Here is a 13,242-nt window from a genome sequence, read left to right as displayed (position 1 = left end):
GTTTCAGCTTAGCAGCTGAGAAGTGCTGCTTAGAAGGTTACTACCATTTGAGACCACAGGGTGCGGGCGTGTTGTCCGTCATAGGTGCCGCCTTTGCTCTTCAGATCATAGTATTCCACTTGGGCTACCATGTTCTTGGCCAGGGTCAGGTTGCCGCCTACTTGATAGCCTTTGAAGCCGTTGGCATCGAAGACATCGTAAGCGCCATCCATGGTGTGGGCAATGTAGGTTGCGCCGCCTTGGTCGTAGTATTTGGCAAACAGGCCCCAGGTGCCGGGTTTGGCAGCTTCTGCGCCTTTGTAGTTCAGGCTGATGACGTAGCCGTCATCATCGCCGTTGGCCTTATCCACGGAGTCATTGTCGCCCTTCAGGTACATAGCACCCAGGCTGGCATCCCCAAAGTTATAGTTGGCTGCAGCCGTCCAGATCTTGTCATCACCGGTCATCCAGGTGGTGTTGATGTCGTCGGCTTTCAGGTAGGCAGCTTCCAGGTTCAATTTGCCGATGTCCCCGCCCAGAGTAGCTTGGACGAATTTGTCGCCTACGCCCTGTCTGGTGCCGTCAGTGGACCAGGAATAGGTGGAAGCGTTGCCCATTTTGCCGTAGGTAGCAGCCAGGTAGGTTTGGCCAAATTTCACTTTGGCGTTTACTGCATCTACCCGGTCATCGTACACGTTGCCGTCGCTGTAGTAGGTGTCGTAACGGCCGGCAGTTACGTTGACTACACCGATGTTGCCGGTGAGATAAGCCCGTTGGAAATCGGTGTCATCATTGCCGGATTCGTTTTGACCATCAAATACTTGGTTGTTTTCAATCATAGCAACGTAGTTCCAGTTGTCATTTACATCGCCGGTGAAGAACAGACGGGTACGCAGTTTGGTGGCATCGGATTTACCGTAATCACCAGTGGTATGAACGTTGCTCAGACGAACGTTACCGGTAATCTTCACATTGTCCGCATTGCGTTCCAGTTTGGCTACGCGCACGCCCAGATTGTCCAGTTCGTCAGCGAATTCGCTGACCAGTCTGTCATCAGCGCCGATAGCGCCTTTGGCCAGGGCCTTGGCCACGATTTGGGCCATTTCATAACGGGTCATGGTGCGTTCACCTTTGAAGGTGCCATCAGGGTAGCCGTCAACAATACCAGCAGCTGCCAGTTTGGCTACAGCGCCGTAGGCCCAGGAGCCTGCGGGCACATCGGAGAAGGGGTTGGCCGCAAAGGCAGTGGCGCTTACGCCCAGAGCCATGGCCATGGCAAATACCAGGGATTTTTTCATGGGAATTCCTCCTTGAATGGTTTGGCCTGCATTGCCCTTCCTCCCGCGAGTCGCCTTGTTTCCTCTGTTCGGTCCGGCAGCTGCAAAGCCAAAGTTTGACAGAAATTTGTCTTTTTCAATTCTATCACAGAAAGAAATTTCCGGACAATTTTTTAGCTATTTTTTTGATTTTGCGGTACTTTTAGGCGAAGTAACCTCTAAAAATTGTATAAAAAGCTACAGTTCATCCACTTTATGCTTTTTATTAATTGTTTTTGTTTTTTAAATTACTTTTCTGCATAACAAAAAGGAGCTATTCCGAACGATAGCTCCTTTTACCTATTTAGAAAGTGACCACCATTTGCGACCACAGGGTCCGGGCATGCTGGCCTTCCTGGCCGTTGCCCTTCCCTTGGAGATCATAATATTCCACCTGGGCCACCATATTCTTGGCCAGGGTCAAATTGCCGCCCACCATATAGCCGGTAAAGCCCTGGGGCTCAAAGGCGCTGTAGGCTCCATTCAGGGTACGGGAAAGATAGGCAGTGCCGCCCTGGTCGTAGTAATTGCCAAAAAGGCCCCAACTGCCGGTTTTGGCCGCCTCTGCGCCTTTGTAGCGCAGGTTGATGACGTAGCCCTCGTCACTAGCGCCAGGTTCAGCTGCGGAATCGCTGCCGCCTTTCAGATACATTCCGCCCACGCTCACAGGCCCAAAGTGATAGGCGGCGCCTGCTGTCCAAAGGGTATCTTCTTCTGGAACCCAGGGGGCAGTCTGGGGCGAAGCTTTCAGGTACTGGGCCTCCAGGCTCAGGCTGCCAAGGGTGCCGCCCAAGGCAGCGCCGGTGAAGCCGTCCTCTGTGGCTGTTTTGCCTTCTGTTTGGGCGGTCCAGCCAGAGACCGGCTGCCCCGCCCTGCTGCCGAAGGCCGCCAGGTAGGTTTGACCAAACTGCACTTTGGCGTTCTCTGTCCCTAAAAACCAGGGCCGGAGCTGCGGGGCCGTTTCCCCGTCCAATTTGCCCTGCTCCACGTTGGGGCGCAAAGCACCTTCCCTGAGGCTGCTGGTAGTTTTGCCGCTTCCAGCAGGCCGTTCCGGCAGGGGCATCCGGGCGCCCAGCAGGTCCAGTTCCTGGGCAAATTCCCGGACCAGCCTGTTATCTGCACCGATGGTTCCTTGGGCCAATGCTTTTGCCACGATTTGGGCCATTTCGTAACGGGTCTCAGGATACTTTCCCGGGAAGGTGCCAGTCGATTCTCTGCTCTCCAGGCCAGCCGCCAATTTTGCTACAGCGCCATAGGCCCAGGAACCTTTAGGCACATCGGAAAATGGGTTCACTGCATAGGCATTGGAACTGATGCCCAATGCCAAAACCATAGTAAGAACGCTTTGCTTCTTCATGACCCATTCCCCCTTCAAGTTTCCTGATACGCACTCCTGGCAGCAGAAGCTGTTCTATAAATGTGACAAAATCATGTCCTAACTGTATTGTAGCATATTATGACAATAATTTTCACATTAAATTTATTTCTGCATAATTTCTATAATTTTGTACATGAATAGCGCACATAGGTATGTTTTACTAACACCTATGTGCGTTTTAAAGCGACTTATGCAAGATATGAATCTTTTTATTGCAGGAGTTTTACGTTTTACTGCCTTTTATTCAGCCGTCTCTGCCATATAGGCCAAAACCCTCTCCAGCAGCTGGGGCAGGGTAACAGAAACGCTTTCCACATTCACCCGCTCGGTGCGCTGGTGGAGATCCACACCCCAGGGCCCCAGCAGCAAAAAGGGAATCTGCAGCTGGGCAATGGCCGGAAAATCAAAGGAATAGGCCTTCCCCCACAGGGGCATATTCTTTGCCAGGACCTTCCCGTCCAGTGTAGGATCTACGCAGCAGTAGCTGCAATCGGACACCCCATTAAAGTAAGGGTCAAAGCGCAGGGGCGTCAGCTGGGTGAGGGTTTTACAAAGTCCGGCAAAGTCCTCCTTGGCCACGGTCTTGCTGTTGGCCGCCGGGTAATAGGGAGGAGCAAAACTGAGCAGCACCAGGGGCTGGGTAAAGCCCGTAAAGTCCAAAACGGCTTCCAAAACAGCAATGGTTTCCTGGGCATAGCTGGACTTTCCCTGCTGCAGCTTGGCAAAACTGTCCGCCAGCAGCTTTTCGTAAAAGGCAGAAAAGCCCGGCAAGTTTTGGGCCCGTTCCAGCAGCTGGGCACTGGTGAGCACTTCCATGGAAAGGCCGTTGTTCACCTGGGCCAGGGCTTCCTGGGCAGCCTGCTGTGCAGTTTCCGTTAAAAGGGCCAGCAGGTCTTCCGGAGTCTTGGTATACGTCAGGAAATTGGCACAGGCCATCACCCTTTGGGGCGTGGACACGTCGTACACTTCCTTCCGGTCTCTCAGGTACACCCAGGCAGGGGGCGGCGTGCTTTCCCCTTCCCAGGTATCGGCCAGGGCCGGGTTTCCTTCGGTAGCGGCAATGATCCGGGCCATCACCCCCAAGGGGTTCACCCCCTGGCGGTAGGAGCCCACATGAACGGACTTGCCCTGGACCAGCACTACCGGCAGCAGCTTGCCCACGGACCCGGTAAAAGCCACCAGTTTACCAGCTTCCTTTTCATCGGGTTCGCAGTTGATGGCCGCCCGGTATTTCAGGCCAAATTGCTGCTGAAGCTGCCGGAGAGCCGGCAGTGCCGCACGCATCCCTGCGGAATAGGCTTCCTCATCGGGGAGGGACACAAAGAGAAGGCCAACGTCTCCCCCGCCCTGCTTGGCATAGGCTTCCAGCACAGCCAGCTGGGCCGCTGCCCCGCCCTTCATATCGGCGGAGCCCCGGCCGGGCAGCCATTCCCCACTTTGGAGGTCCGCCAGGACGGCAGGATCCGTTTCCGTTGCCAAAAGGCCCTGGAGCAGCTGATCCGGCGTACAGGCCAAAGGCCGCAGTGCGCCATAGATTTCCGTACTGACCACATCGTGGTGGTTCAGAAAAATTACCGTATCCGGCTTTTTCCCTGGCAGCAGGCCGCAGATTACCGCCCGGCCCTGGGCATCCTCCGGTACCGGAAAGGTATGGAGCTGGACGCCATGCCCCATTTTGCCAATTACCTCAGTCAGATATTGTTCTGCCGCGGCTTCTTTTGCCGTTCCCGTTTCACTTTCTATGGCCATCAGCTCCCGGAGGAGGGTAAGCACCCGTTCTTTCTCTACCATTGCACATTCCCCTTTCGGACAAATTGAGTTAGGAAAATAACTGTCTTCCAGTATACACAGCCTGGGCAGTATTGTACAGGTTTTTCATGCATTTTCTTGTATATTTATCCGCACTGTAGCAGTTGGTACAAAGCAAGGCTTTACAGGCACTGGCTTCTAAAAGTATTCGTTTGAGATTAAACAAGATAAAAAAAGAAGACGATTTCCGAGGAAATCGTCTTCTTAACAGTTCTAAAGGAATTAGAACGTAACAACCATTTGAGACCACAGGGTACGAGCGTGTTTGTCGCTGTCGCCTTTGCTCTTCAGGTCATACCATTCAACAGTAGCTACCATGTTCTTAGCCAGGGTCAGGTTGCCGCCGACCATATAGCCTTTGAAACCGTTAGCATCAAACTTATCGTATGCACCGTTCATGGTATGAGCGATGTAGGTAGCAACGCCTTGGTCATAGTACTTGCCGTACAGGCCCCAAGAACCAGCTTTAGCAGCGGAAGCACCTTTGTAGCCCAGGGTTACAACGTAGCCGTCGTCATCGCCATCTTTATCGTCAACGTAGTCGTTGTCGCCTTTCAGGTACATAGCGCCCAGTTTGAAGTCGCCGGTGTTGTAGGTAGCAGCAGCGGTCCAAATGGTGTCATCGCCAGTCATCCAAGCGGTGTTAACATCGTTGGCTTTCAGGTATTGGGCTTCCAGATTCAGTTTGCCGATATCGCCGCCCAAGGTAGCTTGTACAAAGGTGTCAGCAACGCCTTCATGAGTAGCATCTACCCAGTTACGTTTGTTCGGATCAGGCAGTTTGGACCAAGAATAGGTGGAAGAATTAGCCATTTTACCATAGGTAGCGCCCAGGTAAGCTTTGCCCATCTTTACGTTAGCGTTAACAGCATCTTGCCGAGTATCGTAGATGTTGCCATCGCCGTAGTAGCCTTGGAAACGGCCGCCGGTCAGGTTTACAACGCCGATGTTACCGGTCAGGTAAGCACGTTGGAAATCGGTGTCATCATCACCGGATTCGTTTTCGCCATTGAATACTTGGTTGTTTTCCAACATAGCAACGTAATGCCAGTTGTCGTTTACTTCGCCGGTGAAGAACAGACGGGTACGCAGTTTAGAAGTATCGGATTTACCGTAATCGCCAGTGGTACGAGCATCGCTCAGACGAACGTTACCGGTAATCTTTACCATGTCAGCGTTCTTTTCCAGTTTGGCTACGCGAACGCCCAGGTTGTCCAGTTCGTCAGCGAATTCGCTAACCAGTCTGTCATCAGCGCCGATAGCGCCTTTAGCCAGAGCTTTGGCAACGATTTGAGCCATTTCATAACGGGTCATGGTGCGTTCACCTTTGAAGGTGCCATCAGGATAGCCGTCAACAATACCAGCAGCAGCCAGTTTGGCTACAGCGCCGTAGGCCCAAGAGCCAGCGGGTACATCGGAGAAGGGGTTAGCAGCAAAAGCGGTAGCGCTTACGCCCAGAGCCATTGCCATTGCAAAAACCAGAGACTTTTTCATGTGAATTCCTCCTTAGGAAATCAGAGAGGATTCCGTCCTGGAAGCTTTCCACCGATCTGTACCGCGAGTATCCTTGTTTCCTCTGGTCTATCCATGGTCCGCTGCCACTAGGAATCGTATTTGGTTTTGTGACAACCTTTTGTCACGTGCCTATTTTAACACAACTATTTTGCACCATGCAACCACTAATATGAGTAATCGCAAATGTGAGAAAAATTAGCTGTGATGTTAAATAAATTGCAAACCCGCATTCTGCCTAGGCAAAAGGCACAAAAAAAGGCGATTCCCCAAAGGGAATCGTCTTTGAAAACTTTTTGTAAACTTGCTTAGAACGTTACAACCATTTGAGACCACAGAGTCCGTACATGCTTGCCTTCGTCGGTGCCGCCTTTGCCCTTCAGGTCGTAGAATTCAACGGTGGTCACCATGTTCTTGGCCAGAGCCAGGTTGCCGCCCACCATGTAGCCTTTAAAGCCGGAAGCACCAAATTCACCGTATTCACCACTCATGGTGTGCTGGATATAGGTGGCTGCGCCTTGGTCATAGTACTTGCCGTACAGGCCCCAAGAACCAGGTTTGGAAGCTTTAGCACCTTTGAAGCCCAGGGTGATTACGTAGCCGTCATCATCGCCGTCCGCTTTGTCAACAGGAATCGTTGTCACCTTTCAGGTACATACCACCCAGCTGGAAGTCGCCAGTATTGTAGGTAGCAGCAGCGGTCCAGATGGTGTCATCACCGGTCATCCAGTCCAGGTTCAGGTCATTGGCTTTCAGGTATTGGGCTTCCAGGTTCAGTTTGCCAATATTGCCGCCCAAGGTAGCTTGTACGAATTTATCGCCAACGCCCTTGTGAGTACCATCCACAAAACCAGAATCAGCAGCAGGTTTGGCAGTCCAGGAATAGGTGGAAGCATTGGCCATTTTACCGTAGGTAGCACCCAGGTAAGCCTGACCCATCTTTACGTTGGCATTTACCGCATCCACACGGGTATCATAGATGTTGCCATCACCATAGTAACCGCTGTAACGGCCAGCGGTGATGTTTACCACACCCAGGTTACCGGTCAGGTAAGCACGCTGGAAGTCTGCGTCATCGTTGCCGGATTCGTTCCCGCCATCGAAGTATTGGTTGTTTTCAATCATGGACACATAGTGCCATTTGTCGTTCACTTCGCCAGTGAAGAACAGACGGGTACGCAGCCGAGAATTGTCATATTTGCCCAGGTCACCGGTGGTGTGTTCGTTGCTGATACGGACTTGACCGGTAATTTTTACCATGTCAGCGTTCTTTTCCAGTTTGGCAACGCGAACGCCCAGGTTGTCCAGCTCGTCAGCGAATTCGCTGACCAGTCTGTCATCAGCGCCGATAGCGCCTTTAGCCAGAGCTTTGGCAACGATTTGTGCCATTTCATAACGGGTCATGGTGCGATCACCTTTGAAGGTGCCGTCAGGATAGCCGTCAACAATGCCAGCAGCAGCCAGTTTGGCTACAGCGCCGTAGGCCCAAGAGCCAGCCGGAACATCAGAGAAGGGGTTAGCAGCAAAAGCAGTAGCGCTTACGCCCAGAGCCATTGCCATAGCAAAAACCAAAGACTTTTTCATGTGTACTCCTCCTTAGGAATTCATGGAAATTCCCCGTTAAAAGCTTTCTCTGGAGGTGTGCCGCGAGTCACCTTGTTTCCTCTGGTCCATCCAGGGTCCGCCCTTATAAGGGAATCGGTTGGTTTTATGACAACTCTATGTCATGACACTATATTACCATATTATTTTTCATTTTTTCAATACTTGTATGTAATTATTTCATAATTGAGTATTTTTTAATGAACATTGTATTCTAAGCACTCCAATCCAATAGCTATAACAAAAAAAGACGACTCCCACAAGGGGAATCGTCTTGAAGTGTTTGTGAAATTAGAAGGTTACAACCATCTGAGACCACAGGGTACGTGCGTGTTGTCCGTCGGTGTCGCCGCCTTTGCCTTTCAGATCATAGTACTGCACTTCAGCAACCATGTTCTTGGCCAGGGTTACGTTGCCGCCAACCTGATAACCTTTGAAGCCGTCAGCGCTGAACTTGTTGTATACGCCGTTCATGGTGTGGTTGATGTAGGTTGCGCCGCCCTGATCGTAGTATTTAGCGAACAGGCCCCAAGAACCAGGTTTGCTGGCTTGTGCACCCTTGTAGCCCAGGGTTGCTACCCAGCCATCATCGTCGCCGTTTTTATCATCAACGTAGTCGTTGTCGCCTTTCAGGTACATAGCGCCCAGTTTGAAGTCGCCGGTGTTGTAGGTAGCAGCAGCGGTCCAAATGGTGTCATCGCCAGTCATCCAAGCGGTGTTAACATCGTTGGCTTTCAGGTATTGGGCTTCCAGATTCAGTTTGCCGATATCGCCGCCCAAGGTAGCTTGTACAAAGGTGTCAGCAACTGCTTCATCCTTGTCGTCATCAGCAGTCCAGCTGTAGTCGGAGGGGTTAGCCATCTTACCATAGGTAGCGCCCAAGTAAGCTTGGCCCATCTTTACGTTGGCGTTTACACCATCGATACGGCTATCGTAGATGTTGCCATCGCCATAGTAGCCTTGGAAACGACCGCCAGTCAGGTTGACCACACCGATGTTGCCGGTCAGGTAAGCGCGCTGGAAGTCCGTGTCGTCATCCCCGGATTCATGGTCGCCAGCAAAATGTTGGTTGTTTTCCAGCATGGATACGTAATGCCAGTTGTCGTTGACTTCACCAGTCAGGAACAGACGGGTACGCAGCCGAGCATCGTCAGCAGCTTTGCTGCCTACGGCACCGCTGTTGTCAGCGTAGCTCAGACGAACGTTGCCGGTAATCTTTACGTTGTCAGCGTTCTTTTCCAGTTTGGCAACCCGAACACCCAGGTTGTCCAGTTCGTCAGCGAATTCGCTGACCAGTCTGTCATCAGCGCCGATAGCGCCTTTGGCCAGAGCCTTGGCTACGATTTGAGCCATTTCATAACGGGTCATCAGATGATCGCCTTTGAAGGTGCCATCAGGATAGCCGTCAACAATACCAGCAGCAGCCAGTTTGGCAACTGCGCCGTAAGCCCAGTGGCCTGCGGGAACATCGGAGAACGGGTTGGCTGCGAAAGCAGTAGCGCTTACGCCTAGAGCCATAGCCATTGCAAAAACTAACGTTTTTTTCATGATTAAAATCTCCCTTTGTGTCAATGTATCCACCCCAAAGGTTAGGCTTCCGGTTTCTCCGCAATCCCTACGTGGCGAGTATCCTTGTTTCCTCTACGTGTACATTGCAAAGCATCCAGCCGCTGCTCCCCAGGAGGACCAATGGTGAATTTCTTCACGCTTTTAGTGTAGCACGCAGAAGAAAATAAGTCAAAAGAATAGGTGTTTTTCCACAAAAAAGTCACAGTATGTCTAGCTTTATGTCATGACTAATGAGTCAATTTGTGACCATTTGGTTAAATTTTCATGAACTTGACATACTTTTGCCACAAAGATACCGTTTTACCAATACCGCCGCTGCCAGTCCATCTATTGCGGACGGTGTACTTCTAAGTGCCCGGGGCACCAGCCGTCCCAGCCCCTTGGCTGGGTGCAGCTCTTTGTACAGCTCCTTGGCCTCTTGGGTTGAATTATATTCATCAATCACCACCAGGGGCAGCTGGGGAAAATGGGTCTTTACCTGCTGGCGCATGGTCTCCGAGGTGGTGCCGTCGCCCATGATGCAGGCGGCGGGCTGGGTCCCTGCCAGAAAGCCCTCCAAAGCGTCAAAAAAGCCCTGGGTGGGCAGGATTGCCTGCCGCACCAGGGTGCCGTCATCTAAAACCAGGGCGGCCCCGGTCTTATCCCGACCGGGGTCAATGCCTAAATATGCTTTTTTTCCACTCATTATTGGTCTGCTCCTATACTTTTTACATCCAGATCCAAGAGAACCGGACCTGCCACCGTAATGTCCTGGCGGGCTTTGGCCGTAATGGAAACCCGGCCGCCCAGCCGGGAAATCTTCTCGCTGGCTTCCGACAGCTCCGTGCTGGTAATGGCGCCTACGTCCCCGGTAATGGGGTTGGGAATCACGCCGTCGGCCTGGGCCGTGCGGTTCACATCCTTCAGGAAGGCCATCAGAGCCAGGTCTGCTTCACTGCTGTAGGGCTTTACGGTAATGGCCTGGGTAAGAATCAGGGTCCCTTCCGGATACACCACTTTGTCCCCTACCATTTCCAGCCGGCTGACCACCATTTCGCCGGAAAGAATATTGCCGGCAGCACAAAGGCGCACATACATATTCCCCTTATGCTGGGAAAGAGTACTGGCGGCACTGTCCACGGCCTCCCGGCTGAGCCAAATAACCTGGGTTTCTGGCTGGACTCCAATACGGCCTGCCACTTGGGTATTGGCCTCCCCTAAAAACTTCTCTAAAGCCAATTTTGTAGCTTCTGGGCCATCTCCGCCCTTGAGGACCCCGGAGTACAGGATTTCCCCGGACCGGAAGGCTACGTTGCCTTCCCGGATGGCTACCAGACCCTGCCGCAGCCGTTTGGTGGCGTCTTCCAGGTCCTTCACATCCTGCTGGAGCTGATCCCGGGCTGCTTCTGCCTGGGCCACCTGCTGTTCTGCGGTTTTCAACCGCTCACTGGCCTCATTGTACTGCTCCTGCATCTGGCTCAGGTCCTGCTGGGCCTGGGCCATTTGGGCCTCTGCCTGGGCCTTTTGCCGGCGGGCCTCGTCCGCTGCAGCAGTGGCTTCGGCAATTTTCGTATCCAGTTCCTTAATCTGGGCGCTTTGGGCCGACAGTTCGGCGTTGGCCTTATCCCGGCTGGCGGTCAGGCTGGCCAGTTCCGCCCGGATTTGTTTCATGCCAAAGAGGGCCGTGCGCACCTCCTTGGAACTGATGGTCAGTACCGTCATGGTCAGGGCGGCAACCAAAATACCGCTGGCAATGGTCATGACCACCGAGGTATCGTGAGGGCGCAGACCGAATAACCGCAGTCTTTTTTTGCCGATTTTACTCCCCAGTTTATCTCCCAAATAGGCAATGAGTCCGCCCATCAGGGCAAGCACCAGGATCAACGTGATGCCCAGCATACTGCTCCCTCCCCTTTCTGTTTTTATGCATTCGATAATTATTATATCATAAACCGTCCCCAGGAACACGTAGTTGAACTTCAATGGGATTGTGCGATCAAGGGACCTGAAGTGATGTGATGCCGGGTATCCCCTCTCAGTGGTTCGTTTTTAATATCAGTGCGGTCGGCAGGGGCTAGTACTGATGCCGGGTTTTGAGAAGCAACCACGGAAAATTTGCCCGTGGGCAAATTTTTGCTGCAGAAAACTCGTATTAGTTGGTGCGGTCTGCGGAGTGTAGAGGATAAATGTGAAAAATGCCAAATACCTTGCGAACTGCTTTCCGTTCGCAAGGTATTTGGCATCACGTCACAGGTTTTGTTTCTAAAGTTATAAATTGTCTTTCTTCCAGATCATCCAGCACCCGCAGACCCCGCAGAGCAGGTTGGGCACGATGGCCGCCAGGAGTGGCGGAATCACGCCGCCCTGACCCAGGCCGGTCATAAAGGTCATGATGGAATAATAGACGAAAATAATCACTACGGAGAAGCCCAGGCCCATGGAAGCGCCGGTACGCTGGGACTGCATGCCCAGGGGCACCCCAATCAGGGCAAAGAAGAAGCTGGCCAGGGGCACGGTAAACCGGCTGTACATTTCCATGACGTACTTGCTGGTGGGCATGTACTGGCGCTGGAGAATGCCAATGTACATCTTCAGTTCCCCAATGGTCATTTCATCCGGGTCTTTCTGGTCCAAAGTGATGGTCTTGGGCGTTTCGGTAATGGGCAGCACCTGCTTGTCAAAATTCATGGTGCGGGTGACGCCGTCTTTGCCGGTCAGGTCGGTAATCGTGCCGTTTTCCATAATCCAGGCACCGTCAATCCATTTGGCTGCCGGGGTCTTTTGGATCCGGACCACGTTGCCCTTATCCCAATCCTCAATGGTGATGTCCTTCATCATGCCGGCCTTTTCGTCAAAGGTCCGAGCATAGGTCAGGCGCACCAGCTGACCCTTGGACACCTGCTTGATCAGCACATGGTCCTGGGTCCGGGGCTTGGTGTCCCGCTTGATTTCCTGGTTGACAATCCGCTCGTATTCCGTCTTGGAAGGCGGAACCACCTTTTCGGCCCACACCACGGAAAACAGGCTGACAATGAAACCGGCTGCCAGAATGGGGGCGGCAATCCGGCGGAAACTGAGGCCGCCGCTGCGCATGGCCGTAATTTCACTGTTGCCGGACAGCTGGCCCATGGTCAGCAGGGAAGCCAGCAGCATGGACATGGGGAAGGTGTAGTTGATGACTTCCGGCATCAGGCACAAAAACAGCCGGAACAAGGAGCCGTAGGAGGCTCCGTACTGGGTAATATACTGGGTTACCCGAAACAGGAAGGAACTGGCCACGAAAATGGTGGAAAAAGCAGCAACCCCGAAGAAAAAGGGCTGCAGCATCTGTTTTAAAATGTACTTGTCTAATATCCGCATAGGCCTTGCCTCACATCCTGAAATTCTCGCCCAGGTAATGTTCCCGGGCAATGGGGTTTTCTGCTACCTCTTGGCTGGTGCCGGAAACCAGAATCTGGCCTTCGCTTAAAATGTACGCCTTGTTGACGATGCTCAGGGTTTCCCGCACGTTATGGTCGGTAATCAGTACGCCAATGCCCCGCTGGGCCAAATGGGCCACCATCACCTGGATGTCCGCCACGGCCAGGGGGTCGATGCCGGCAAAGGGTTCGTCCAGCAAAATAAAAGCCGGATCCGTGGCCAGGGCCCGGGCAATTTCCACCCGCCGCCGCTCGCCGCCGGACAGGGCACTGCCCAGGCTTTTCCGGATATGGCCAATGCGGAATTCCTCAATCAGGGCTTCCATTTTGGCCTGGCGTTTTTCCTTGGAGGGCTCTACCTGCTCCAAAATGGCCAGCAGGTTCTGCTCCACAGTGAGCTTCCGGAAAATAGAAGCTTCCTGGGGCAGATAGCCGATACCTTCCAAGGCCCGTTTGTACATGGGCAGGTGGGTCACGTCCTGGTCGTCCAGGTACACATGGCCGGTGTCAGGATGCTCCAGGCCCACAATCATATAGAAGGTGGTGGTTTTCCCGGCACCATTGGGGCCCAACAGGCCCACAATGCTCCCCTGCTCCACTTCCAGGCTGACATCGTTGACAACCCGGCGGCCGCCGTATTCTTTTACCAAATTTGCTGCGCGTATCTTCACTCTTTACT

The 13,242-nt window shown here is 52.9% G+C and carries 9 protein-coding genes and 1 pseudogene; all 10 read right to left on the bottom strand.

Features of this window, described 5'->3' with window-relative positions; genetic code table 11:
- Positions 1-29: 29 nt before the first annotated feature.
- Positions 30-1,277 (bottom strand): S-layer homology domain-containing protein, encoded by a 1,248-nt coding sequence (locus LKE88_RS11435; protein WP_105326990.1) that lies wholly within the window; start codon positions 1,275-1,277, stop codon positions 30-32.
- Between the two features lie 322 nt (positions 1,278-1,599).
- Positions 1,600-2,652 (bottom strand): porin family protein, encoded by a 1,053-nt coding sequence (locus tag LKE88_RS11430; protein WP_118286899.1) that lies wholly within the window; start codon positions 2,650-2,652, stop codon positions 1,600-1,602.
- Positions 2,653-2,913: 261 nt separating this feature from the next.
- Positions 2,914-4,464, bottom strand: a complete 1,551-nt coding sequence (locus LKE88_RS11425) for a M20/M25/M40 family metallo-hydrolase (RefSeq protein WP_276803615.1) — start codon at positions 4,462-4,464, stop codon at positions 2,914-2,916.
- A 240-nt stretch (positions 4,465-4,704) separates the two neighbouring features.
- Entirely contained in the window at positions 4,705-5,976 is a 1,272-nt protein-coding gene (locus LKE88_RS11420; RefSeq protein ID WP_118286897.1) for an S-layer homology domain-containing protein, read from the bottom strand.
- 326 nt (positions 5,977-6,302) lie between these two features.
- Positions 6,303-7,578: pseudogene (locus LKE88_RS11415) on the bottom strand (S-layer homology domain-containing protein).
- 309 nt (positions 7,579-7,887) lie between these two features.
- Positions 7,888-9,144, bottom strand: coding sequence for an S-layer homology domain-containing protein (locus tag LKE88_RS11410; RefSeq protein ID WP_118286896.1), 1,257 nt, complete (start codon positions 9,142-9,144; stop codon positions 7,888-7,890).
- A gap of 283 nt (positions 9,145-9,427) precedes the next feature.
- On the bottom strand, positions 9,428-9,850 hold the full coding sequence (locus tag LKE88_RS11405) for a RuvC family protein (RefSeq protein ID WP_118286895.1): 423 nt from the start codon (positions 9,848-9,850) through the stop codon (positions 9,428-9,430).
- Positions 9,850-11,043, bottom strand: a complete 1,194-nt coding sequence (locus LKE88_RS11400; RefSeq protein ID WP_118286894.1) for a DUF3084 domain-containing protein — start codon at positions 11,041-11,043, stop codon at positions 9,850-9,852. The genes LKE88_RS11405 and LKE88_RS11400 overlap by 1 nt, the downstream gene beginning before the upstream one ends.
- A gap of 369 nt (positions 11,044-11,412) precedes the next feature.
- Positions 11,413-12,504 carry an LptF/LptG family permease gene (locus LKE88_RS11395; protein WP_118286893.1) on the bottom strand — a complete coding sequence of 364 codons (1,092 nt, stop codon included), beginning with the start codon at positions 12,502-12,504 and terminating at the stop codon, positions 11,413-11,415.
- Between the two features lie 10 nt (positions 12,505-12,514).
- A complete protein-coding gene (gene lptB, locus LKE88_RS11390; protein ID WP_231086062.1) occupies positions 12,515-13,234 on the bottom strand; it encodes an LPS export ABC transporter ATP-binding protein in 720 nt (239 codons plus the stop codon).
- Positions 13,235-13,242: the final 8 nt, after the last annotated feature.

This window comes from Acidaminococcus hominis, from assembly GCF_022484025.1.
In the GTDB taxonomy this organism is placed as follows: Bacteria; Bacillota; Negativicutes; order Acidaminococcales; family Acidaminococcaceae; genus Acidaminococcus; species Acidaminococcus hominis.
Note: the sequence above shows the minus strand (reverse complement) of the source record. Positions and strands in the feature narration are given on the sequence as shown.

Coding starts and splice junctions, on each gene's coding strand:
- LKE88_RS11405 (WP_118286895.1), bottom strand. CDS start 9,850: ATGAGTGGAAAAAAAGCATATTTAGGCATTGACCCCGGTCGGGATAAG.
- LKE88_RS11435 (WP_105326990.1), bottom strand. CDS start 1,277: ATGAAAAAATCCCTGGTATTTGCCATGGCCATGGCTCTGGGCGTAAGC.
- LKE88_RS11400 (WP_118286894.1), bottom strand. CDS start 11,043: ATGCTGGGCATCACGTTGATCCTGGTGCTTGCCCTGATGGGCGGACTC.
- LKE88_RS11420 (WP_118286897.1), bottom strand. CDS start 5,976: ATGAAAAAGTCTCTGGTTTTTGCAATGGCAATGGCTCTGGGCGTAAGC.
- LKE88_RS11430 (WP_118286899.1), bottom strand. CDS start 2,652: ATGAAGAAGCAAAGCGTTCTTACTATGGTTTTGGCATTGGGCATCAGT.
- LKE88_RS11425 (WP_276803615.1), bottom strand. CDS start 4,464: ATGGTAGAGAAAGAACGGGTGCTTACCCTCCTCCGGGAGCTGATGGCC.
- LKE88_RS11410 (WP_118286896.1), bottom strand. CDS start 9,144: ATGAAAAAAACGTTAGTTTTTGCAATGGCTATGGCTCTAGGCGTAAGC.
- LKE88_RS11395 (WP_118286893.1), bottom strand. CDS start 12,504: ATGCGGATATTAGACAAGTACATTTTAAAACAGATGCTGCAGCCCTTT.